General features: G+C 64.8%; 22 protein-coding genes. 8 read left to right on the top strand and 14 right to left on the bottom strand.

The window, feature by feature from the left end:
- Window positions 1-84 precede the first annotated feature (84 nt).
- Window positions 85-447: a DUF3127 domain-containing protein gene (locus R3E49_RS00285; protein ID WP_371293227.1), complete on the top strand. Its 363-nt coding sequence runs from the start codon at window positions 85-87 to the stop codon at window positions 445-447.
- A gap of 44 nt (window positions 448-491) precedes the next feature.
- Window positions 492-1,706, top strand: coding sequence for a cytochrome P450 (locus R3E49_RS00280; RefSeq protein ID WP_371293226.1), 1,215 nt, complete (start codon window positions 492-494; stop codon window positions 1,704-1,706).
- A gap of 3 nt (window positions 1,707-1,709) precedes the next feature.
- Here R3E49_RS00280 and R3E49_RS00275 read toward each other — a convergent pair whose 3' ends face one another.
- The 3 genes from R3E49_RS00275 to R3E49_RS00265 all read right to left on the bottom strand — a co-directional run bounded on the left by R3E49_RS00275 (window position 1,710) and on the right by R3E49_RS00265 (window position 4,595).
- On the bottom strand, window positions 1,710-2,219 hold the full coding sequence (locus R3E49_RS00275) for a nuclear transport factor 2 family protein (protein ID WP_371293225.1): 510 nt from the start codon (window positions 2,217-2,219) through the stop codon (window positions 1,710-1,712).
- A 64-nt stretch (window positions 2,220-2,283) separates the two neighbouring features.
- On the bottom strand, window positions 2,284-3,303 hold the full coding sequence (gene epmB, locus R3E49_RS00270; protein ID WP_371293224.1) for an EF-P beta-lysylation protein EpmB: 1,020 nt from the start codon (window positions 3,301-3,303) through the stop codon (window positions 2,284-2,286).
- 8 nt (window positions 3,304-3,311) lie between these two features.
- The gene (locus tag R3E49_RS00265; protein ID WP_371293223.1) at window positions 3,312-4,595 is read right to left on the bottom strand and encodes an NAD(P)/FAD-dependent oxidoreductase; all 1,284 of its coding nucleotides are present in this window, start codon (window positions 4,593-4,595) and stop codon (window positions 3,312-3,314) included.
- A 112-nt stretch (window positions 4,596-4,707) separates the two neighbouring features.
- Between R3E49_RS00265 and R3E49_RS00260 the strand changes: the two genes are divergently transcribed.
- The gene (locus R3E49_RS00260; protein ID WP_290741958.1) at window positions 4,708-6,057 is read left to right on the top strand and encodes a glutamine synthetase family protein; all 1,350 of its coding nucleotides are present in this window, start codon (window positions 4,708-4,710) and stop codon (window positions 6,055-6,057) included.
- A 21-nt stretch (window positions 6,058-6,078) separates the two neighbouring features.
- Here the strand turns inward: R3E49_RS00260 and R3E49_RS00255 are convergent, their stop codons facing one another.
- The 4 genes from R3E49_RS00255 to R3E49_RS00240 all read right to left on the bottom strand — a co-directional run bounded on the left by R3E49_RS00255 (window position 6,079) and on the right by R3E49_RS00240 (window position 9,390).
- Window positions 6,079-6,285: a type II citrate synthase gene (locus R3E49_RS00255; RefSeq protein WP_290741956.1), complete on the bottom strand. Its 207-nt coding sequence runs from the start codon at window positions 6,283-6,285 to the stop codon at window positions 6,079-6,081.
- A gap of 29 nt (window positions 6,286-6,314) precedes the next feature.
- Window positions 6,315-8,156, bottom strand: a complete 1,842-nt coding sequence (locus R3E49_RS00250) for a radical SAM protein (RefSeq protein WP_371293222.1) — start codon at window positions 8,154-8,156, stop codon at window positions 6,315-6,317.
- Between the two features lie 139 nt (window positions 8,157-8,295).
- Complete coding sequence (locus R3E49_RS00245; RefSeq protein WP_371293221.1) at window positions 8,296-8,517, bottom strand: PA3496 family putative envelope integrity protein; 222 nt, start codon at window positions 8,515-8,517, stop codon at window positions 8,296-8,298.
- Between the two features lie 327 nt (window positions 8,518-8,844).
- Window positions 8,845-9,390 (bottom strand): shikimate kinase, encoded by a 546-nt coding sequence (locus R3E49_RS00240; RefSeq protein WP_371293220.1) that lies wholly within the window; start codon window positions 9,388-9,390, stop codon window positions 8,845-8,847.
- 215 nt (window positions 9,391-9,605) lie between these two features.
- Between R3E49_RS00240 and gcvT the strand changes: the two genes are divergently transcribed.
- Window positions 9,606-10,715 carry a glycine cleavage system aminomethyltransferase GcvT gene (gene gcvT / locus R3E49_RS00235; RefSeq protein WP_371293219.1) on the top strand — a complete coding sequence of 370 codons (1,110 nt, stop codon included), beginning with the start codon at window positions 9,606-9,608 and terminating at the stop codon, window positions 10,713-10,715.
- A 7-nt stretch (window positions 10,716-10,722) separates the two neighbouring features.
- On the opposite strand, the gene R3E49_RS00230 is transcribed toward gcvT, so the two are convergent.
- Window positions 10,723-11,274 (bottom strand): HNH endonuclease, encoded by a 552-nt coding sequence (locus tag R3E49_RS00230; protein ID WP_371293218.1) that lies wholly within the window; start codon window positions 11,272-11,274, stop codon window positions 10,723-10,725.
- Between the two features lie 85 nt (window positions 11,275-11,359).
- Window positions 11,360-11,971, bottom strand: coding sequence for a fumarylacetoacetate hydrolase family protein (locus tag R3E49_RS00225; RefSeq protein WP_371293217.1), 612 nt, complete (start codon window positions 11,969-11,971; stop codon window positions 11,360-11,362).
- Window positions 11,972-12,179: 208 nt separating this feature from the next.
- Here R3E49_RS00225 and R3E49_RS00220 point away from each other — a divergent pair, with 208 nt between their 5' ends.
- Together R3E49_RS00220 and R3E49_RS00215 are read left to right on the top strand one after the other, a co-directional pair.
- A complete protein-coding gene (locus R3E49_RS00220) occupies window positions 12,180-13,346 on the top strand; it encodes an L-lactate dehydrogenase (protein WP_371293216.1) in 1,167 nt (388 codons plus the stop codon).
- Window positions 13,347-13,447: 101 nt separating this feature from the next.
- Window positions 13,448-14,269, top strand: a complete 822-nt coding sequence (locus R3E49_RS00215; RefSeq protein WP_371293215.1) for a sulfite exporter TauE/SafE family protein — start codon at window positions 13,448-13,450, stop codon at window positions 14,267-14,269.
- A gap of 21 nt (window positions 14,270-14,290) precedes the next feature.
- Here R3E49_RS00215 and R3E49_RS00210 read toward each other — a convergent pair whose 3' ends face one another.
- From R3E49_RS00210 to R3E49_RS00190, 5 genes are all read right to left on the bottom strand, one after another.
- Window positions 14,291-15,142, bottom strand: coding sequence for a universal stress protein (locus R3E49_RS00210; protein WP_371293214.1), 852 nt, complete (start codon window positions 15,140-15,142; stop codon window positions 14,291-14,293).
- Between the two features lie 15 nt (window positions 15,143-15,157).
- On the bottom strand, window positions 15,158-16,645 hold the full coding sequence (locus R3E49_RS00205) for a SulP family inorganic anion transporter (RefSeq protein WP_371293213.1): 1,488 nt from the start codon (window positions 16,643-16,645) through the stop codon (window positions 15,158-15,160).
- A gap of 190 nt (window positions 16,646-16,835) precedes the next feature.
- Window positions 16,836-17,705 (bottom strand): ion transporter, encoded by an 870-nt coding sequence (locus tag R3E49_RS00200; RefSeq protein WP_371293212.1) that lies wholly within the window; start codon window positions 17,703-17,705, stop codon window positions 16,836-16,838.
- 110 nt (window positions 17,706-17,815) lie between these two features.
- A complete protein-coding gene (locus R3E49_RS00195; RefSeq protein ID WP_371293211.1) occupies window positions 17,816-18,388 on the bottom strand; it encodes a peptidoglycan-binding protein in 573 nt (190 codons plus the stop codon).
- Window positions 18,389-18,454: 66 nt separating this feature from the next.
- A complete protein-coding gene (locus tag R3E49_RS00190) occupies window positions 18,455-19,852 on the bottom strand; it encodes a M20/M25/M40 family metallo-hydrolase (protein ID WP_371293210.1) in 1,398 nt (465 codons plus the stop codon).
- Window positions 19,853-19,963: 111 nt separating this feature from the next.
- Between R3E49_RS00190 and R3E49_RS00185 the strand changes: the two genes are divergently transcribed.
- Both R3E49_RS00185 and R3E49_RS00180 read left to right on the top strand, forming a co-directional pair.
- Window positions 19,964-21,361 carry an MFS transporter gene (locus R3E49_RS00185; protein ID WP_371293209.1) on the top strand — a complete coding sequence of 466 codons (1,398 nt, stop codon included), beginning with the start codon at window positions 19,964-19,966 and terminating at the stop codon, window positions 21,359-21,361.
- Window positions 21,362-21,423: 62 nt separating this feature from the next.
- Entirely contained in the window at window positions 21,424-22,980 is a 1,557-nt protein-coding gene (locus tag R3E49_RS00180; protein ID WP_371293208.1) for a wax ester/triacylglycerol synthase family O-acyltransferase, read from the top strand.
- The last annotated feature ends 123 nt before the right edge of the window (window positions 22,981-23,103 follow it).

Raw genomic sequence — 23,103 nt, 5'->3', positions numbered from 1 at the left:
GGTTCTCGCCCTGACTGCCCGAGTGTGCCGTGGCAGGGCGCGTGGCACCGGAGTGACCCACCTGATACAAGGAGATCCACACGCGTGGCCTACGACCTCACCGGCAAGATCAAGCTCATCCAGGAACCCCAGACCTTCAACAGCGGCTTTACCAAGCGCGAAATGGTGGTGACGGTGGAGGACGGCAAATACCCTCAGGACATCAGCCTGGAGTTTGTGCAGGACAAGATCGGCCTGCTTGAGGGATTGCAGCCCGGCCAGGAAGTCACGGTGACGTTTGACATCCGCGGCCGGGAGTACAACGGGCGGTATTTCAACAACCTGCAGGGCTGGAAGATCAGCGCCGCAGGTGCCCATGCATCAGCGCCGCCGCCCGTCGCTGAATCCGCCGGGTTTCCCCAGCAGGCCGGTGATCCGGGTTACAGCGATGACGACATTCCGTTCTGACCGGCGCATGATAGCTGGCTGCCGCCTCCAGGGAGAATAACAGTATGCGCACCGACACACAGTCAGCCATTGCACGGGTTTTTCCGGAGATTGATTTCGCGACTGACCCACTGCCCGACTTTCACCAGCGCATGGCTGCCCTGCGTGATGCCGGGCGGCGCGTGGTACCCGTCAATTACCTCGGCGCGACAGCCTGGATTATTCTGCGCCACGAGGACGTGTCGGCACTGTACCGCAATGAGTCCGGTGTGCCGGCTGCGCCGGCCTATCGCCGGCACTCGGAACCCGCCCAGGGCAAAACCCTGCTGTGTATGGAAGGGGATGAGCATCGGGTGAACCGATTGCTGGTCTCGGGTGCCTTTCACCCCGGCGCCATCCGCCGTCGCATAGACACGCTGCTGCGGCCGCTTGCGGATGAATTGATCGACAGTCTCGCGGGTAGTTCCGGTGTCGATCTGGTGTCCGCCTACACCCACCGGTACCCGTTCAAGGTGATCACTGGCTTGCTTGGCATTCCGGTGGAAGACGAGCCCGAGCTGCACCAGTGGCTTGACGGTCTGTTCCAGTTTCCGTGGAACCCTTCACTTGCGCTGGAGGCCCGTGCGGCGATCACGGCCTACCTGGCGCCGATTGTGCAGCAGCGCCGCGCGCAGCCGCAGGACGACCTGCTCTCCTTGCTGGCAGCCGCCGAGGTGGAAGGCAAGCGCTTGACGGATGAAGAGATTTTCTCCTTCGTGCGGCTGATTTTTCCCGCCGGGGCGGATACCACCTACCTGTCATTGGGGAGCCTCCTCTGGGCGGTGTTGCGGGATGACGCCTTGCGCGAGACGTTGCTGGCCGACGCCGCCCTGCACGCGGCCGCAGTGGATGAGGGTTTGCGGTTGTATGGAGCGGTGTGCCTGCAGCCGCGCTATACGGAACGGCAGATCAACGTGGCGGGTGTCACCATACCGGCCAACTCGGCGCTTCTTTACGGCAACGCCACGGCGAACCGCGACCCGGCCGTGTTTACCGATGCCGATACGTTCCGGCTGGACCGCGGCGCGCACCACAAGTCCGTCACCTTTGGCGGTGGACCGCATTTCTGCCTGGGCTCACACCTGGCACGCGCGGAGATCGAAGTCTCGCTGGGCGCCCTGCTGGGCCGCCTGCCGGGGTTGCGCCTGGCAGATCCGGCCCAGCCCGGACCTCAGGGCGCGGTGTTGCGGGGCGTCAGGGAACTGCCGGTGCTGTTCGATGCGGTCCTGCCGGCGGGATGATGCTCAGGCGGACTGCGGCGGCATGTGGTTGGCCGCCCACACCACGGTGTCGCTGCCACTGGTGTAGTCGGTGATGAGGGCAGAGCGCACGTTGAAGGTGCTGGCGCTGATCAGCCACTCGCCGTCAATGCGGCGGTATTCATCCTCGTAGAAACCGCCGAGTTGCACGGTAGTCTTGTCCTGTGTGTTGATGCTGTGGAAACGCAGCCCCACCCGCGCGCGCGCGGTGTCGTCCCCGGTAATCTCGACCAGCATGTTCTCCGCGTGGTGCATGTCGACGATGTGCTCGTGACAGCCCAGGGCGACAAACACCGCAACAAAGTCCTCGCGGTTGGCGAACTGCCCGATATGGCCGAAGTTGATGTTCACCGGGCCGGGCGCGAAACAGGCTGTCACCTGCTCGGGTGATTTGTCGTCGCAGGCATTCAGGTAGCGGTACTTCAGTTCGCGAATCGCCTGCTTGTCCAGCAGGGTCTGCAGTGCGCCCTGCGCATCGGCTTTGTCGACAGTCATGGTGTGCTCCTCCGGGTGAATATGCGCTGCAGCTTACCGCAGGGGCGGGGCGCTGTAAGTCCCCTCAGCCGTCGACCGCAACTTTTGAGGGTGCTCCGGCAATTTCCCGTACCAGCCTCGGCAGCAGGTAGCCGGGCAGCCGCGCGGCCATCTCGCGGTGCAGGTTGCGGGCCTGTTCCGCAGGCACGTCGAAATGCGCCGCGCCGCTCACCCGGTCTAGCAGGTGCAGGTAGTAAGGCAGTGCACCGGCCGTGAACAGGCGTTCGCTCAGTGCGACCTGGGCATCGACTGAATCGTTGATGCCGGCCAGCAGTACCGTCTGATTGAGCAGTGTGATGTCGGCCCCGCGTACCTTGCGGAAGGCCGCTGCGACCCCGGTATCGATTTCATGGGCGTGGTTGGTGTGGACCACCAGGGTACTTTGCAGTCGCGGTGGGGTGAGCGCCCGCAACAAGCCGTCCGTTACGCGCTCGGGGATGACCACCGGCAGGCGTGTGTGTACCCGCAGGCGCTGCACGTGAGGGATGCCCGCGACCTGCTGCACCAGTTCGGTGAGTTGCTGGTCGCTGGCCATCAGCGGGTCGCCACCGCTCAGGATGACTTCGCTGATGCTGTCGTCTGCAGCGATGTAGGCCAGTGCCGCGGGCCAGTCATTGCGGCCATTCTGGTTGTCGGCGTAGGGGAAATGCCGGCGAAAGCAGTAACGGCAGTGGATGGCGCAGCTGCCGGTGACAATCAGCAAGACGCGGCCGCGGTATTTGTGAATGATGCCCGGGTGGGGGTTGGCGCGGCCGGTCTCGCCGTTGGGGTCCGCTGTGAAACCCGCCACCTGCTGCATTTCCTGGGCCCCGGCGAGTACCTGCAGCAGCAGCGGGTCGCGCGGGTCTCCAACCCGCATGCGCGCCACGAAACCACGCGGCACGCGCAGCGGGAACTGCTGCATGGCCGCAGCGCTCCAGCCGAGTGCGTCCGGCGAGAGTTCCAGCAGTGCGCAGAGCGCTTCCGGCGATGTCACCAGGTCGCGCAAAGCTGCGCGCCAGTCAGCTGCGGGCTGGGCTGTCGTGAGTGGTATCAGCGCGGCCATGGCATCCTCTAACCCAGCCTGTCGCGCAGGCTGTAGAACAGCATCCCGGCCACCAGCCCGGGCCAGCGCAGCAGTGTGCCGCCGGGGAAACGCGGCGAGGGTACGCTGGCCATGACGTCAAAGCGCTCGGCGCTGCCGCTGATGGCCTCCGCCAGCAGCTTGCCGGCCAGCGTCGCGGTGGGTACGCCGTGCCCGGAGTAGCCGTGGGCGTAAAACACGCCCTGCGACAGCCGACCGAAATCCGGCATGCGGTTGAGCGTGATAGCGAGTGTGCCGCCCCAGCCATAGTCGATACGGGTGTGCGCCAGTTCCGGGTAAATGCGCAGCATGTACTTGCGTACGAAAGCTTTGATGTCTGCCGGGAAGCGACGGCTGTAGGACTCGCCGCCGCCGAACAGCAGGCGGCGGTCGGCGGACAGTTTCCAGTAGTTGACCACAAACAGGGTGTCCGACATGGAGCAGTCGTCCCGGATCAGCTGTTGCGCCAGCGTCTCGGGCAGGGGTTCGGTAGCCAGCATATAGTTGTTGATGGGCATGATGCGCCCCGCGGTGCGGGGCTCCAGACGCTCCAGGTAGCCGTTGCAGGCCAGAACCAGGTAGTTGCAGTCCACGCGGCCCTCGGCGGTGGACACCGCCACCCTGCCGTTTTCCCGGTAACGGGTCACGCGGCTGCCCTCATGCAGCACAGCGCCCAGGTCACGGGCAGCGCGCGCGAGGCCCAGGGCATAGTTGAGAGGGTGCAGGTGCCGCGCGCCGCTGTCGAGCGTGGCACCGTGAAAACCCTGGCCGGAGGTCATCTGGGCCAGTTCATCGGCCTCTACGTAGCGGATGTCGTCGTAGCCGTACACCCGGTTGAGGTGGTCGACATCGGCGGCGAGTTCGCCGGCATCGCCGCGTTTGGATGCCACGTGCAGGTTGCCGCTGCGCAGGTCACAGTCGATGTCGTGCTCGGCAATGAGGTCGCAGACGGTCTCCACCGCCTCCAGGCCCAGCTGCCACAGGGCCTGTGCCTGTTGCAGCCCCACCCATTTCTCCAACTGCTCCTGGCCGGCGCGCTGCCCGGTGCCCACGTGCCCGCCGTTGCGCCCCGACGCACCCCAGCCGACGCGATTGGCTTCCAGCAGGATCACGCTGTAGCCACGCTGGCGCAGGTGGATGGCCGCGGACAGCCCGGTGTATCCCCCGCCCACGATGCACACGTCCGCCGTGGCAGCGCCGCGCAGCGGAGGGAAGGACAGGCTCTGGTTGGCCGTGGCGGCGTACCATGAGTCAACGTGGGCTTCAGGTTGCATGGCGCGATTATACGGAATCCTGGGCCAAAAGCCGCACTTTGCCGGCGGTCTGACCCTTGCGGCGCTGCGGGCACTGCTGCAAACTCAATGGAATAGCCTTCTTGGACTTTGTATGAACACCGACACCCGGGCCATTCACGAGTGGCTCAAGCAGCACAAGATATCGGAAGTGGAGTGTCTGGTGCCCGACATGACGGGTAACGCGCGCGGCAAGTTCATTCCCGCGCACCAGTTCCTGAGCATGGGCAACCCCAAGCTGCCGGAAAGTATCATGATCCAGACCGTCACCGGGGAGTACTCCGATGACCACTGGGATTTTGTCGAGCCGACCGATGCGGACATGATCCTCAAGCCGGACCCGGCGACGCTGCGGGTTGTGCCCTGGGCCAGGGAGCCCACGGCGCAGATCATTCACGACTGCTACAAGCGCTCTGGCGAGCGCCACCCGCTGTCCACGCGCAATGTGTTGCGCCATATCCTGGACCTGTATGCCGCCGAGGGCCTGCAGCCCGTTGTGGCGCCCGAGGTGGAGTTCTACCTGGTGGCGAAGAACACGGACCCGGACTACGAACTGCTGCCACCGAAGGGCCGCTCTGGGCGCCGTGAGTCCGCCCGCCTGTCCTACAGCATTGACGCGGTGACCGAATTCGAAGACTTCGTCGAGGACATGTACGACTACGCCGACGAGCAGAAACTGCAGGTGGATACGCTGATTCACGAGAACGGCGCGGCGCAGATGGAGATCAACTTCCTGCATGGCGATGCCATGGCGCTGGCCGACCAGGTGTTTGTCTTCAAGCGCACCGTGCGCGAGACCGCGCACAAGCACGGCATGTACGCGACCTTCATGGCCAAGCCCATGCAGCGCGAACCGGGCAGTGCGATGCACATCCACCAGAGCGTGGTGCGCGCGGGGTCGGGCGAAAATATCTTTGTGGACGCGAACGGCCAGCACACCCCCGCCTTCCTGTCCTACATTGCAGGCTTGCAACGCTACACGCCGGAGCTGATCAGTCTCTATGCGCCGAACGTGAACTCCTACCGCCGCCTGGCGCCGGAGATTGCCGCCCCGATCAACCTCAACTGGGGCATGGACAACCGCACCACCGCCTTCCGCGTGCCCTGGGGCCCGCCGGAGTCAACCCGTGTGGAAAACCGCTTTCCCGGCGCCGACGCCAACCCCTACCTGGCGATTGCGGCCACGCTGGCCAGTGGCTACCTCGGCATGAAACAGGGCCTTAGCCCCACTGAGCCGCACCAGGGTACAGCCAATGAGGACGACGTGGCGGTCGCGCGCACCCTGGAGGAGGGGCTGCGCAACCTGCATAACACACCGGAGCTGCAGGACATGTTTGGCGATCTGTTCCTGCGTGCTTATGCGGCGGTGAAGCTGGACGAGTTCGAGGAGTTCAACCGGGTCATTAGTTCCTGGGAGCGCGAGCACCTGTTGCTGCAGGTGTGACGCCGGTCAGCGGGTGGCCTGTCAGAGCTTTTCTTCCAGGCCGATGTGCTCAATGCGCGGATAGGGCCGCCAGGTAAAAACCTGCTGGTGGTTGCAGATCATGCAGCGGTGGTCAATCTCGCCGGTTTTCGGGTCCATGTCACCACAGGCAGCCATCATGCCCTTGCCGCAGGCATCACACACGTAATTGACTTCTATCGGCCGGACTTCGCGTTTCAATTCTGGCATGACCCAGCAACCCTCCTGTGAATGTGCGCCTATGCGAGTTCGACCGCCAGTGTACCTGATTCCCGGCCCAGCACCACGCCCCGCAGCCAGCTGCCGCCGTCCGCGTCACGCAGGATATCGCCCACGCCGCCGGGGTGCCTTATGCGCAGTGTGCAGGGTGCCGGAGGGCGGTGCTCTGGCGGCAGGGTCATCGCCGAGAGGGCCTGCTGCACCGCGTCCGCGGCAAAGTCGAAGTGCGCCAGTGTGTCCTGTTCCCGGCCGACTCGCGGGCACAGGGCGCGATCCAGTGCCAGTACCTGCAGTGCACCCTGCGGGTCCTGCCCGTGCGCTTTGCAGTGTGCAGCAATCACTGTCGCAAGCGCCGTGTAGAGGCGCTCGGGTGCCGCGAGGGCGGCCAGGTAGATGGCGTTGCGCTGTTCGTAGATGACCATGCGGTCGCTGTGGTCCAGCACACCCAATGCGGCCTGAAAGGTGTCGATGATGGCCCGCAGGCACTCGCGCAGCAGCGGCGACACCGGTACCTCGCCCTGCAGTGCCAGCAGGCGTGTAGTCAGCGGCATGATGTAGCCATGTACCAGCAGGATGTGGGCACTGATCAGGAAGTAACCCTCTTCCCCCTCGTCGCGCGAAAAGGTGTGGCAGCCCACCACGTATTCACCCTTGGCCTTGCCGTAGCCGGCGACGGGAATGGCTTCGATGCGGTACTCCTCGCGGCGCGCATAGAATTCCGTGCCCGGCAGCAGGGTGTAGCCGAAGATGTTGATGTTGGGAAAGGTGGCCAGCAGGGTGTCGAGATTGCGTTCGAAGTCCGCGAGGTTATCGCCCGGCAAGCCCCAGATCAGCTCTGCGGCGATGGGTACGCCCTGTTCGGACATCTGCCGCGCAATGGGCTCGTATTCGTTGGCGCTCATGTTCTGCCGGTTGCTCAGGCGCAACGCCTCGGGCGTGAGGGTCTGCAGGGCGAGCTGGTAGTGTGGCAGCAGCTGGTTGCGGTTGAGCAGCAGGGCGATTTCCTGCACCTGGCGGCTGTGTTTCTTCGACCAGGAGGTGGCGAAGCTGCGCGGCAACCCGGTGCGTTCCTTGAGCTCGACAATCATCTGCGCCTTTGCCAGGTCCTGCTTCAGGGCGCCGAAGTTGGAGTCGGCCAGCCAGATGTTGGCAATGCCGGCGGCAACGATTTTCTCCCAGTCATCGCGTATGCGCGGTAACGACCACTGATACATCTTGCTGCCGATGGCACCGGTGCCCCACTCGCAGAAGGCGCACTTGAAGGGGCAGCCGCGGCTGGTCTCATAGGCGATGGCCGCGTAGCGCGGGCTGCCGTCCGCGTGGGTCAGCTCCAGCACATCCAGCGGGGAGGGAAACGCATCCAGCTCGCGGCAGCGTTCCCGGGCACGGGTGCGCAGCAGCTCGCCGTCCTGCAGAAACGCCAGACCATCGATGTGCCGCCAGTGCGCCCGACTGTCGCTGTCGAGGAATTGCTGGAAGGTGACCTCCGCCTCTCCGAGAAATACCACGTCCAGCGCTTCCTCGCCGACGTAATCCTCCGCCTGCTGTACGTGCGGGCCGCCGGCAATCAGCGTCAGCCCCGGCGCCAGTTGCCGCAGCCGGTGGGCCAGGTCGAGAAACTCGGCTGCATTCCAGGTGTAGACGCTGAAGCCCAGCACGGGGCGCAGTCCCGCCGCCACGGCCTCATGTACCAGTGCCGGGCCGCTAACAGACCACGCCTCAAACCAGGGCTCGATGTCGTCAGCCTGCTGGAAGTGAACCAGTTCGATACGGGTGTCGGCGCTGTGGGTGCCGTAGTGCCGGTAGTAGGACGACAGGGCGGCGGTTGTGGTGGGCGGTGCATTGAATTGCTCTGAGTCCATGCTCAGAAGCCAGACCGGGCGCTGCACGTGGCGTGCTCCAACAAGAATGACGCTGCAATGTAGCGAATTGCGCTGGTCTTGCCCAGAATTTCAGGCAGCGCCGGAAAGAGGGGCGCGCAGCGGCGCCCGCAGCAGGGGGCTAGAAGTCGCCCAGTTCCAGGTCGTAATAGCCGAGCTCTTCGCGCAGGCGACGCTGTTCCAGACGCTGTTCGGCGCGACGGCGCTTTTCCGCCAGGCGCTGTTTCTCGGTGGAAACCGGGATCGCGTCGTCGAAATCGTCGTCGCTCATATCCAGCAGCGCCGGCTCGAAAATGTCGTCCAGGCCATCGTTGCTGGACTGCTCTTGGGTACGCTCAGTCATAAATCACCTCCGGATGATTTACAGCCTTGATTTCGGCGCAATATCACTCAGCACTTTTGACGAGTAAATCAAATTTTGTGGCATTTATAACAAAAATCTGCGCCCTGTGAAGCAGGCGCAGAGCGCATTTTTTTAAGTTTGGTGGCCCGCGCCCATCCCGGGCATTCCCTGTACGCGAGGCTACGTCCCTGTAGTCTGTCTTCCCTGACCAACGATCAACGGGCCACCTTGCAGACAGCTTGCAAAGCCCGTGCCACTGCGCAGAGGGCGTCGCTGTGGGGGCGGCAGTGCGCGCTCGGTCGTCCAGGGTGCTGACGGACGTGTCCGTCAACGTCCGTGGTCAGTCGGCAGGCCGCCCGGTGTAACGCGCTGCAGAATGTGCAGGGCGGTTTGTTGTGGGTCACCGTCTGCGCAGGCGATGATGTGGCTGGCATAACGCTCGTAGAGCGGCGTGCGTTCCCGGTATACGTCGGCGAAACTGTGCGCGCTGTCGCTGGCGATACCCCGCGGCGGGGCAGCGGCTACACGAAGGCTCAGTGTTTCCAGGTCAACCTGCAGGTAGATGACCGGTCCCGCCGCGCGCAGGCGCTGCATGATGGCGGAGCTGTAGACCACACTGCCGCCGGTGGCAATCACGCTGTTCTCCAGTGGTGTGCTGAGCAACACTGCTTCCTCCAGTGCGCGGAGAGCCAGGTGCCCCTGTGTATCCACGATCTCCTGCAGGGTGGCGCCGGCGCGGCGCTGGATGCCCAGGTCGGTGTCGCTGAAATCCAGGCCGGCGAGTTTGGCGAGCAGCACGCCAACCGTGCTCTTGCCCGCGCCGGGCATACCGATCAGGCTGATGGTGCGAGGCGTTGCGCTGCTGTTCTGCACGGGTCCGGATCCTGGCTGCTCTGTGGGCGTATTATCCGTCCGCGAGGGCCGGTTGCAAAGCGGCCTCGCCTGGGCGGCCCCGCCTGGTCGGTCCCGCCTGGGCATGCCACGGCAGGCAGGCCGTGTGCGCGGTCCGGCCGTACTCTGTTGCGCACCTGCGGGCCACTGGTTAGAGTGCGGGCTGACTCACCGGACGACTGACTCAAGGCCTGCCCATGACACTGCTGCATACTCCGCTTGACGCCCTGCACCGGGAACTGGGTGCCCGCATGGTGCCCTTTGCCGGCTACGACATGCCGGTACAGTACCCCGATGGGATTATTCGTGAACACCAGCACACGCGGCAGGCAGCCGGCCTGTTTGACGTCTCGCACATGGGCCAGCTGGTGTTGCGCGGTGCCGGCAGTGCCGAGCTGCTGGAACGACTGGTGCCTGCCGACGTGATCGGCCTTGGTGAGCACTGCCAGACCTACGCCCTGTTCACCAACGCAACCGGCGGCGTGCTGGACGACCTGATCATCACGCGCTGGTCGGCGGATATCTTTTTCCTGGTGGTCAACGCCGCCTGCAAGGCCGAGGACATTGCCTACCTGCGGGCACACCTCGACGGACAGACCCTGGAGGTACTTGAGCAACAGGCCCTGCTCGCCCTGCAGGGCCCCGCGGCGCGCGAGGTCATGCATCGCCTGTGTCCCGAGGTGGATACATTGACCTTCATGCACGGGCAGGCGGTCACCCTGGACGGCGTTGAGGCCTACATCACCTGCTCCGGGTACACCGGCGAGGACGGCTTTGAAATTTCCGTGCCTGCCGCCAGCGCCGAGGCGCTGGCCCGTCGCTTGCTCGCGGAGCCGGAGGTGGCACCGGTGGGTCTGGGCGCGCGGGACTCCCTGCGGCTGGAGGCCGGTCTCTGCCTCTATGGCCACGAGCTGAGCCCGGACATCGATCCCGTGCAGGCCGGCCTGCTCTGGTCGATCGGCAAGGCGCGGCGTCCGGGTGGCGCCCGCGAGGGTGGATTCCCGGGCGCGCAGCAGATTTTCCAGCGCATGCAGAACAAGCCGCCGCTGCGCCGGGTAGGGTTGCGCGTGGAGGGCAAGCGCCCCGTGCGCGAAGGACAGGCAGTGCTGGATGAGCAGGGTGAGCCGGTGGGCGAGGTCTGCTCCGCGGGTTTTGGTGCCACGGTGGGCGGGCCGATCGCCATGGCCTATGTACAGCGTGCACTGGGAGAGCCCGGCACGCGACTTGCCGTGGATGTTCGCGGCAAGGCGCTGCCGGTGACCGTCGCCGCCATGCCCTTCGTACCCCAGCGCTACTTCCGCGGTTAGGTGCTGCTCAGTGCGCCCAATCCCGTGGGGCGCGAAACTGCTGTGACAGGTAATCCATCTGGTCTGCCAGCACCCGTTCGCGGCTGAGGAAGTGCCACTCCCAGGTATTGGGCCTGAAGGGGACGGCGAGCAGCGGCATCCCGGCTTCCTCCGGGGTGCGATTGTCCTTGGCCCAGTTACAGCGGCGACAGGCCGCGACCACGTTCTCCCAGCGGTCGTCCCCGCCGCGTGATGTGGGCAGCACATGATCCCGGGTCAGCTCGCCCCGGGGAAACTGCTGGCCGCAGTACAGGCAGCGGTGCTCGTCGCGACGAAACAGTGTGCGGTTGCACAGGGGCAGGCTGAAACCGGGCCGTACCCGACCCTGGAGCGCGATGATGGGTTGCAGGCGGATGGCGGAGCGCAGACCGGTGAGCCGCTGGATACCGCCGAACATGGGCGGCAGGGGTTCGCCGATGCCGTAGACAACGTCACCGCGTGCGTACGCAGACACCGCCTCCTGTGCGCTGAGCCAACCGCGTGGTTGGCCCGCGACGTCCAGTTTCAGGATGTTTTGCATGGGTCGCCACTCCGTGGAGTTCCCCTAACGCTACTCAAGATGCGTGACATTTACAATCGTGCAGAATGCCGCCGCCGGTGTGCGCCTAGTGCGCGGTCCAGTGCCCCTCCACCAGTACCTCGCCTGCAGATAGAACCCGGCCCAGAAAGCGATCACCAGGACGGACTTCGCCCACCCCGGCGGGGGTTCCTGTCATGACCAGGTCGCCGTCTTCCAGCGTCAGAAAGCCTGACAGGTTGCGCAGGATCTGCGCCGGCGGGTAGAGCATCATGTCCACGGTGCCAGCCTGACGCAGTTCGTCGTTCACATACAGTTCCAGGGCCAGTGCTTCCAGTGGGGTGTCCAGTGCGACAAAGTCGCTACAGAGGGCGGCGCCATCAAAGGATTTGGCGCGCTCCCACGGCAGGCCCTTGGCCTTCAGCTGTGTTTGCAGCGCGCGCAGGGTGAGATCCAGCCCGAACCCGACGGCGTTGAAGGCGCCGTTTTCCCACAGCAGTACGATCTCCCCCTCATAGTGGACGGGCTCGCCGCGTGCGGCCTGCAGCGTGTCTCCCAGCGCCGAATTGGGTTTTATGAACACCACCATGTCGTCGGGTATTTCATTGCCCAGTTCACTGACGTGGGCAGCGTAGTTACGGCCAATACAGACAATTTTTGACGGCTGCAGAAGGCGTTGATCGACGCGGATGCTGTGCACGGGGAGGGTCCTTGCGGTGGGGCTGTTAAGTGACGTCATGGTCTCGCTGCCGGGCGACTTTGGCAAGGGGCGGCCCGGCCAGGATCGGCCCGGGCAGGTGCGGGGATTGCGCGTTTCAATTGGCAGCTTGGCGACAGTCTGCTGCGGTAAAACGCGCTACGCTCCCCGGCTGTTCCATCCGATGCTGAATAAACAGGGGATAAACGTGATGGCGAAGATGACGATTGCGCCCGCAACGCCGGCCGACTACCGGCGGCTGGCGGAAAAGCGGCTGCCCCGCTTTCTGTTTGACTACATTGACGGCGGCAGCGGCACCGAGCAGACACTGGCGGCCAATTGCCGCGACTTTGACCACATCCTGCTGCGGCAGCGGGTGATGCGTAATGTCGACAACGTGGATACTACAGCGGACCTCCTGGGTCGCAGCGCTTCGATGCCACTGATGCTTGCGCCGGTGGGTATGGCGGGTATGTTCGCCCGGCGCGGCGAGGCGCTGGGTGCCAGTGCGGCGCGGAAGGCAGGCATTCCCTTCACCCTCTCCACGCTGGGCATTTGTCCCCTCACCGAGCTGAACGGGCCCGGCAGGGAGCCTGTGTGGTTTCAGCTGTATATGCTGCGTGACCGCAGTGCGGTGGAATCCCTGTTGGCCAGCGCGCGGGAGAGCGGTTGCGACACATTGCTCTTCACCGTGGATCTGGCGGTGCCCGGCATGCGCCACCGCGACACCCGCAGTGGCATGGTGGGTGCCAAACCCCTGCCCATGGCCCTTGCCAAGGCCTGGCAACTGGCCACGCGCCCGCGCTGGGCCGTGGATGTGGGGCTTCGGGGCAAGCCGCATACCATTGGCAACCTGTCGCACCTGGTCCCGGATCCCACGGACCTCAACGCCTATAAACAGTGGATTGAGTCCCAGTTCGATCCCACGGTGACCTGGGATGATATCGTCTGGTTGCGCAGCCTGTGGCCGGGCAAACTGGTGATCAAGGGCGTACTGGAGCCCGAGGATGCAGAGGCTGCGGTGGCCGCTGGTGCCGATGGCGTCATCGTGTCCAATCACGGTGGACGCCAGCTCGACAGCGTTGCCTCCTCCATCAGCAAGCTGCCGGAAGTACTGCGTGCCGTGCAGGGCCGGGCCCAGGTATTCCTGGATGGCGGTGTCCGCAGTGGTCAGGATGTGGTCAAGGCCGTGGCCCTCGGGGCCGATGGTGTGCTGATGGGTCGGCCCTGGGTCTGGGCACTGGCCGGCGCCGGTGAGGCGGGTCTCTCCGACCTGCTGGAAACCCTGCGGCGGGAAATGCAGGTCGCCATGGCCCTGATGGGTGTCAGCCGCCTGGATGAACTGCACCCCGACCTGTTGGAGGCCCGGCCCGCCTGAACCGGCGCCACGCGCCCGGCAGCAGGCGCATGGTGTAAACTCGCGGTTTTGTCGGCTCCGGGTGCGGACGCAGCGCAAGCCGGGCAACGGGAACGCGGGCGATGACTGAGTGGATGGAGTGGGCACCGCTGGTGCTGACTATGGTGGGCACCGGCGTGTTGGCCGGCGTCATGGCCGGCCTCCTGGGGGTGGGGGGTGGCATTGTCATTGTCCCGGTGCTGGACACCGCGCTGGGCGCTTTGGCGGTCGATCCGGCAATCCGCATGCATATCGCCGTTGCCACATCGCTGGCGACCATTGTGCTGACGTCGCTGTCCTCTGCGCGGGCGCACCACCGGCGCGGCGCGGTGGACTTCCAGCTTGCCCGCAGCTGGGGGCCGTTGATCTTTTGCGGCGCGGTGTTCGGCGCCTGGCTCGCTTCACGTCTGCACGGCAATGTGCTGGCATTGGTGTTTGGTGGCGTGGCGATTCTGCTGGGCCTGCGCATGCTGCTGTTCGGTGGCCGCAATCCCGCGCCCGGGCGCGAACTGTCCCCGGGCGGATTGGCGCGACTTTTTCCACTGGGTATCGGCGGCCTGTCGAGCATGATGGGTATCGGCGGCGGGACCTTCAGCGTGCCGGTACTGACTCTGCTCGGTCACGGCATACACCGCGCGGTGGGCACCTCCGCCCTGTTTGGTTTACTGATCAGCTTGCCCGGCGCCCTGGCCTATGTGGCAACGGGTTGGGGTGACGACCGCCTGCCGGCCGGAAGCCTGGGGTTTGTCAGCCTGCCTGGCCTCGCCTGCATCGCGCCGATGACCGTCCTGGCAGCGCCGCTGGGGGCACGTCTGGCCCACCGCCTCTCGGCGCGCCAGCTCAATTTTGCCTTTGGCGTGTTTCTGGTGCTGGTCGCCAGCCGCATGCTCTATCGGGCCCTGTAGCCACGCCGCCCATAGGCGTGGTCAGCGCAACAGCAGCAGCGTCATTTCGGCCTGGCTCAGCATGCGTGTGGTGTTGCTGCCGACAAAGAACTGGCGAATGCGCGAGTGGCCCCAGGCCCCCATGACCATCAGGTCCACCTGTTGCTCCCGGTGGTAGCGGTTCAATGTGGACTGCACGTCCCCCTCAAGCGTCGCGACGGTGACCGCAAAGCCGGCGGCCTGCAGTGCCCCGGTCGCTTCGGCAACCTGTCGCCGCTGGTCCTCGGTCAGCGGCCCCACTGAGACCAGGTGGCAGGGCAAGCCCGCCAGCAGGGGGCTGCCGGCCACCCGGTCCAGGGCTTTCTGCGCGGTCGCGCTGCCGTCGAAGGCAATCATGAAGGAGCGCGGCGGACGGAATGCCTGCAGCGTCACCAGAATGGGTCGCTGGATCCGGCGCACAACGCTTTCGAGGTGTGAGCCAATGGCGTTGGCCTCGGCGGCATGATCCTCGCCCTGACGACCGAGGATGACCAGTCGCGTGTCATCTTCAAGGTCCGCCAGCGTACTCACCAGATCACCGTGACGCTGGCGCTGCGTCACCTCGGCGGCGCCCGCCCCGCGGGCGACGGCCTCGGCTGCCTGCAGCAGGTGCTTGCCATGCTCCAGCGCCAGCCGCTCCCGACGCTCGTCCAGTGCGGTGAGCTCCTCCAGCAGGTGCTCGCGACTGCCCAGGCCGATGGCGCCTGAGAGATCTGCTGCGGGCGGCGTGGCAGGTTTCTCCAGGGCGTGCAACAGGGTCAGTGGTTGCGCCAGGCGCTGGCTGGCCCAGGCCCCGGCGAGGCTGATGGCTTCGGTGCTGGCTGAGCCGTCAATGCAGGCAATGATGGTGTGCATAGGGCAATCTCCCGGTCAGTGCCCCGCCAGCAGCGGGTCGCTGGCATCGGGTTTGTCGTGTACGCCGAAGCGGTCGACGATGGTGGCGCTGGCGGCGTTCATGCCGATCACCTCCACGGCCGCCCCCTCGCGGCGGAACTTGATCACGACCTTGTCGAGGGCCGACACCGAGGTGATGTCCCAGAAGTGTGCGCCGCTGACGTCGATAGTGACACGCTCCAGCGCCTCCTTGAAGTCGAAGGCCGCGGTGAAGCCATCCGCCGTGGCAAAGAATACCTGCCCGATCACGGTATACACCCGGTGGCCATCGCCTGCATCGGCAGACTGGACCAGCATGAAGCGGCTGATCTTGTTGGCGAAAAACAGCGCCGCCAGCAGTACACCAACGAGCACGCCCAAGGCCAAGTTGTGAGTGCTCACTACCACGATAACCGTTGAGACCATAACGATGCTGGAGGACAGTGGGTGGGATTTCAGGTTGCGCAGAGAATCCCAGGAGAAGGTGCCGATGGACACCATGATCATCACCGCGACCAGTGCGGCCATGGGAATCCGGCTGATCCAGTCGTCCAGGAACACCACCATGATCAGCAGTAACATGCCGGCTGCGAAGCAGGACAGGCGGCCCCGCCCCCCGGACTTCACGTTGATTACCGACTGGCCGATCATGGCACAGCCCGCCATGCCCCCCATCAGGCCGGCACCGATATTGGCGATACCCTGGCCCTTGCACTCGCGGTTCTTGTCGCTCTCGGTGTCGGTGAGGTCGTCGATGATGGTTGCTGTCATCATCGACTCCAGCAGGCCCACCACCGCCAGCGCCGCGGCGTAGGGAAAAATGATGCCAAGGGTATCCAGTGTCAGGGGCACATCTGGCCACAGGAAAACCGGCAGCGTATCCGGCAGTTCACCCATATCCCCTACGGTGCGGATATCCAGGCCCAGCAGGAGCGCGACGGCCGTCAGGGTGAGAATGCACACCAGCGGCGAAGGCACCAGCTTGCCGACGACGGGCAGCCAGGGGAACAGGTAAATAATGCCCAGCCCGCTGGCCGTCATGGCGTAGACATGCCAGGTCACCCCGGTCAGCTCCGGCAGCTGGGCCATGAAGATCAGGATTGCCAGGGCGTTCACAAAGCCGGTGACCACCGAGCGTGAGACAAAGCGCATCAGTGAGCCCAGTTTCAGGTAGCCCGCGAGAATCTGCAGCACCCCGGTCAGCACGGTAGCCGCCAGCAGGTATTCCAGGCCATGCTCCTTGACCAGGGTAATCATCAACAACGCCATGGCCCCGGTGGCGGCGGAGATCATCCCCGGTCGGCCACCGGTGAAGGCGATGACCACGGCGATACAGAAGGAGGCGTAGAGCCCCACCTTCGGGTCGACACCGGCGATGATGGAAAAGGCGATGGCTTCGGGTATCAGTGCCAGAGCCACGACCAGCCCGGCGAGCAGGTCGCCGCGCACGTTACCCAGCCAGTCCTGTTTCAGAGTATCAAGCATGCTGTCTGTCTTCTTGCCTGCGGTGAGTGACGGCCGAACGCGACGACACCCGGGTGATGTGTTTCCCGGTGTGAGACGGCCGTGGTGGAAGGGGGCGGATTATCCGGCAAGCAGCCGCATGTGGCCACCGCGATGTGAACTTGTACCGGGATCGGTCAGGCGACCATCCTGCGCGGGCTTGTGCCTCGCGCTAGGGGTCGTGGTTTTCCGCGTCGCTCGGCCCGGCCTGGCGCGCCCCGGCCTGCCCCTGCTGCAGGGCGGCGGTCAGCAGGCGCAGCTGCCTCTGCACATCATCCAGCTGTTGGGCGATGAGGTCGCGCTCATCATGCGCCTGCTGCGCCTCGCGGGCGTTCTGTTCAGCGGTCATCACACCCAGCACGGCGCCGACCATCATGTTGAGGAAAATAAACGCAGTCAGAAAAATGAAAGTGAGATAGTAGACCCAGCTCAGCGGATGCGCTTCCATCGTGGCGTACATCACGTCCGTCCAGTCCTCAAAGGTGGCCACGCGAAACAGCGTGAGCATGGCAATCGCCACATCCCCCCACAGCGTTTCGTCCACATCCGCGAACAACATGGAGCCGACCGCAGCGTAGATGTAGAAAATGATGAACATGAGCAGGGCGATGTAGCCCATGCGCGGTATCGCCTTGAGCAGCGAATTGATCAGGAAGCGCAGTTCCGGCACCACCGACACCAGACGCAGGACCCGGAACACCCGCAGCAACCGCCCCAGCAACACGGCCTGGGAGTTATCCAGCGGAATCAGGCTGCCGATCACCACCAGAGTATCGAAAATGTTCCAGCCATCGCGGAAAAAGCGGCGCTTGTCGGGGCAGGCGGCGAAGCGAAAGAGGATTTCCACCAGGAAAAACAGGGTAATGGCGGTGTCCATGATACCCAGGGTGCGCTCCGCCAGTGGCGGCAGATCGTAGGTTTTTGCGCCGATGGTTAATGCAGACAGGAGAATTATGGCGATAACGGCGCCCTGGAAGATACGGCTGGATTCTATCCGCCGCAGCAGCCCGGAGCCGGAGGAAGAAAGGGAAGCGCTGGACATGGGGCCTTGCCTGAGTCAGTCGGTGTGCGCCGATTCTAGAGTGCCGCAGGGGACTTGAACAGGCGGGAGGTTGGAGCTGGGCCGTCCTGGCCCGGTTGTGCTCAAGCCCCTCAGCGCTTGCAGCTGTCGATCTCGTCTTGCGAGAGCCCCAGGTCCCGCGCCGCCCGCTCGAAGTCCTCTTTGGTCGCATTGGCGTCGGCGATGTCCCGGCTGGCTTCGGAGATGTCACTGGCGATGTCGCTGCTGCCACCATAGCGTGACGCGGTGCGCGAGACCGTGTTGAACAGGCTCATCAGGCCCTGCTTCTGCTTTCTCGCCTGCTCGGCTTCGGCGATCTTGCGTTGCAGGCATTCCTGCTCGGTCTCCACGGGGGCCGCGGCCTGTGCCGGCGAGCCACCGTTGTTCACTCTGGACTTGAGGATGCCGGCCAGCTGCGGGCTGGCGGTGCCGGTCACCTCCAGCTGGTTGTCTGCCTGGAACTGGGAAATGGCAATCTGCGTTTCCACCGTCTCCACGCCATCTACCGGCCCCGGTTGATAGCCGAGCGCCGCCAGATCCGTCTCGATGCTCTGGATGAGTGGGTCGGCCTGCGCCGCCGCAATCATCAGCGGCAGTGTGAAAGCGGCGAGTGCACTCGCCAGGGTGCGGCTCACGGTTGTGTGTGGTGCGCGAGGCTGAAGCATCGTGTGGGTCCCCTCTTTTCTACTGCCCGGCGGGCCAGTGTTGCGGCGGAGCGCTGACCAGCGGGTTCACCCGGCTCCGGTCAGCTCGCGGATGATGATACTCCAGTGGTCGAGTGCCTCGTCAAACGCTTTGATCGGCACCCGCTCATTCAGGCCGTGAGCGTACATCTCGTCCGGGTTCATGAAAATGCTGCCCACGCCCCAGGTGGGAATGCCGGCGTTGCGGAAATGCATGGCATCGGTGCCGCCGGATGACATGTAGGTGATCAGGCGCAGGTCGGGGTGGCGACTGTGCACCGCCTTGCTCACCGCTGACAGCACGTCCGCGCGCAGCTCGGAAATCGGGCTTTCGGTGACCTCGGTGAGCAGTTCGAATTCAGCGCCGCTGTTGGCCACCACCGCCTCCAGCTCGGCCTGGATATCGGCGGCCTTGACGCCGGGGAAGATCCGGCAGTTGACCGTCGCGGTGGCGGACTGGGGCAGGGCGTTCTCGGCGTGTCCGGCGCGCAGCATGGTGACCACGCAGGTGGTGCGCGTGGAGCCGACGTAGGACGGCTCGGTGCGCAGCCGCTCGGCAGCGTGCTCATCATCCGGGTTGTAGGCAAAACGCACCATGGTTTCACCGAGTTCTCCGCCCAGCTGTTCGCCGATATTCTGGAAATAGGAGAGCGTCATCTCGCTCCACATCACCGGGAACCGGTGCGCCTCTATCGCCTTGATGACATCGGCCAACTCGTAGATGGCGTTGTCGTCCCGTGGCCGGCTGCTGTGGCCACCGGGGTTGCGCACGGTGATTTCCCAGGTGGCATAGGTTTTTTCCGCTGCCTGGATCTTGTAGCTCACCGCATTGCCGTTGCTGTCGAGGTCGCCGCCGCCGGCATCGGAATTGAGGGCGAACTCGGCCTCGGCGAGTTCCGGCATCTCGTACGCCATCATGCGCGTGGTCGTCATGCCGCTCTCTTCGTCACCGGAGAACGCGAGGATGAGGTCGCGGTCTGGCACGAAACCTTCGCGCCGCAGACGGATGAACGTCGCGGTGAGCTGTGCGACACCAAACTTGTTGTCGATGCTGCCACGGGCGTAATAGTTCACCGCATCCTGGGTCAGGGTGAAGGGTGGACGCTCCCAGTCCGCCGCCAGTGCCTCCACGACATCCAGGTGGCCGAGGAACAGAATGGGCTTGCGGCCGGCGCTGCCATCGCCGCGATAGGTGGCGATGAGTGTGGCGAATTCGCCTTTCGGCACCACCTGCACGTCCTCCTCGGGAAAACCCGCAGCGATCAGCTCATCGGCGAGATACCGGGCAACACGGGGTGTATTGCCCTGCGCCTTGGAGGTATCCACCTCGACAATGGTCTTGTAGATCTCGAACGCCTTGCGCGCATGGGTCTCGTCTGCTTGTGCGGCGGTCTGGCTCGCGAGCAGTGCGAGGCAGGCGCTGCAAGCCAGCTTTTTGAGTGACATCGTGTGCTCTCCACGGAGTGTTGTGAAAAAGGTTAGCACATTCGCGCGTCCGCGCCGCTGGTCGTGTGCAGGTTTTGGCGTATGCTTGTCGGGTAGACGTCGAGGACCCCCGTGAACAGTACGCCCCCCACCACCCAGCGGCGCAATGTCTGGCTGCGCGACACGCTTTCGCGTTCGCGCCGTGACGCTGTGTCCAGTTCCATGATGACCGGCATTTGCGACAACTACCTCGGTGCCTTCGCCATATCCCTGCGCGCCAGCCTGGCACAGATGGGCTGGTTGATGGCCGCCCCGCAGCTGGCAGGGGCGCTGTTCCAGCTGCTCTCGGTGTGGCTGTGCCCGCGTTTCTCCCGGCGCCGGGCAATCGTCACTGGCGTGGTCCTGCAGGCGCTGGCGGTGCTGGGGATGGCGCTGATTGCTTTCGTCCGCCCCGACAACGCCGTCACCTGGTTGATCGCGCTGGCAGTGCTCTACCAGGCCAGCGCCAACTTCGTGCAGCCGCAGTGGCGCAGCTGGATGGGCAGCGTGGTGCCGCCACGGCGCCGCGGAGCCTTCTTTGCGGGGCGCACGCGCCTGACCATGATCACCAGCTTCGCCGTGTTTGCGGGCGGCGGTGCGCTGCTCGGCCTGTTCCAGCGTTTCGAGCTGGCCTGGCTGTGTTTTGGTGCACTGTTCCTGCTCGCCGCAGCGGGCCGCGGCGCTTCCGCACACCAGCTACGGCGCATGCATGACCCGGATCACAGCAGCGTGCCTGGCGCCATATCCTTTACGGCAACCCTGCACCGTGTGCGCGATGCCTTCCGCGACAAGACCTTTTACCAGTACAGCCTGTTCATTGCCGGCATGCAGTCTGCTGTAGCAATTTCCGCACCCTTTTTCAGTGTGTACATGCTGCGCGACCTGAATTACAGCTACTGGCAGTTTTCCGCCAATACCGGCATCGCGATTCTCACACAGTTCTTCACCCTGTCGGTCTGGGGGCGTATCTGTGACCGCTGGGGCAACCGCTGGGTCATGGTGTCCAGCAGTCTGCTGCTGCCGGTAGTGCCTGCGTTGTGGCTGGTATCCAGCGACTTCACTTACCTGCTCGCGGTGCAGGTGCTGTCGGGGCTTGCCTGGGGGGGCTTCACTCTCAGTACCGCCAACTACCTCTACGACCTGCGGCCGCCGCGGTCGGATTTTGCGAGCTACGCGGCGGTGCAGTCTTCGCTGGGCGCGGTCGGCATTTTTTGTGGCGCCCTGTTCGGTGGTTATCTGGCCGGGCACCTTTCGGACCTCGCGGCCTGGCTCCCGGAAAGCTGGCAGCCGCTGCACCCGGTCGTGCTGATTTTCCTCGTATCGGGCCTGCTGCGGGGCATTATTCTTGCCTGGTTCATTCCCCGCTCGGTGGAGCTGCGCGTGCGCCAGCGCCCTGACCTGCTGCAGGTGGTTTACCGGATTTCGCGCTTCACCCCGGGTGCGGGCATTGTGTTGGACTGGCTGACGGTAACGCGCAAGCGACGCGACTGAGGCTATACTCAGGGAGAAGGGCGCGAAGCGCGGCCCCGCAACTGACCGGGAGTAGGCACTGCATGCATCAATTGAGTGGACTCGACGCGACGTTTCTGTACGCAGAGATGAACAATTCGCCGATGCACATCGCGCCCCTGCTGATTTACGACCCCGCCACCACCGGCCGCGATGTCGTACGTTTCAAGGACATTCTCGCCACCTTCGCGGAGCGGCTGGATCGCTCACCGATATTCCGGCGCAAGCTGGCGATGGTGCCACTGAACCTGGACCAGCCCTACTGGGTCGACGATGACCGTTTCGACCTCGAGTTCCACGTGCGCCATATCGCCCTGCCGAAACCGGGTGACTGGCGCCAGCTGTCGATTCTGGCGGCACGGCTTCACGCCCGGCCGCTGGACCGGGCGCGCCCGCTCTGGGAGGCCTACATCATCGAAGGCCTGGACAATGTGGCAGGCCTGCCGCCGGGCTGTTACGCCATGCTGCTCAAGGTGCACCATGCGGCGATCGACGGGGCGTCCGGTGTCGAGCTGATATCTGCACTGCACGACCTGTCTGCCACACCGCCGCCGCCGCGCCCGGTGGCGCCGCCCTTGCTGGACCCTGCGCCCAGCACGGCCGAAATGCTATGGCGGGCCTACAAGGTCAATATGAAAGCCCCGTTTCGACTGGCGCGCATGGTCGGGCAGGGTATTCCCGCCTGGCGTCGCGTCCACGAAGGGGTCAAGGCGAAGAAGTTTCGTACACTGGGTGACAAGGAGCGCACCCGCTTCAACGCGGCGGTGTCGCCGCACCGGGTGTTCGGCGCGGTGGATTTTGACCTCGCCGTGATTCGCCGGGCACGGGAGGCGGTGCCGGGGGCGACGGTCAACGATGCCATCCTGAGCATCGTCGGCGGTGCACTGCGCCAGTACCTGATGGACAAGCAGGAACTGCCTGCAAAGAGCCTGGTGGCGGGGGCGCCGGTCAATGTTCGCAGTCGCGACGAGGCGTACAGCGGTGGCAATCAGGTATCGATGATGACCATCCCGCTGGGCTCAGACGTTGCGGAGCCCCTGGAGCGCCTGCGCAGCGTGCACCGGGACGCGGTGGGCTCCAAGGCCTACCACGAGGCGGTCGGGGCGCGCTTCATGACCGACATGACGCACAGCCTGCCGGCGGAACTCGCCGCCCTCGGCGTGCGCGCGGCACTGGGTTCGGGGCTTATGGCGGGCATGAAGCCGATCTTCAATACGATCGTGACCAATGTGCCAGGCCCGCAGGTGCCTCTGTATATGTGTGGTGCGCACGTCGTGCGCAGCTACGGCCTCGGCCCCTGCATTGACAATATGGGGTTGTTCCATGCGGTCACCAGCTACGACGGGCAGATTGCTGTGTCGTTCCAGGCCTGCCGCGCGATGATGCCGGACCCGGGCTTCTACGAGCAGTGCCTGCAGCGCGCCTATGCGGACCTGCAGGCAGCGGCGGAAGCGCCGCGGAAGAAACCCGCGGCCAGGCGCAAAAAAGCGGTGGGCAAGACACAGCCTCGGGGTAACAGGGCGCTTAAGGAAAGCGTGCCCAAGGCGAAGTCAAAGGCCACAGCAAAAGCGAGGGCGCGTCCGCGCAAGCGGCCCGCCTAGTTACTGGCGTTCAGGCACGGGTGAGCGGTGAATAGGGGCGCTGAGCGTGCCGTCGCGGTCGATCCGCCAGGGGACCCCTTCACAGACGGCGTAGTTGCGGCAATCGGGGGTGCAACCGCGGCA

The organism is Haliea sp. (genome assembly GCF_041395985.1).
GTDB lineage: Bacteria > Pseudomonadota > Gammaproteobacteria > Pseudomonadales > Halieaceae > Haliea.
Note: the sequence above shows the minus strand (reverse complement) of the source record. Positions and strands in the feature narration are given on the sequence as shown.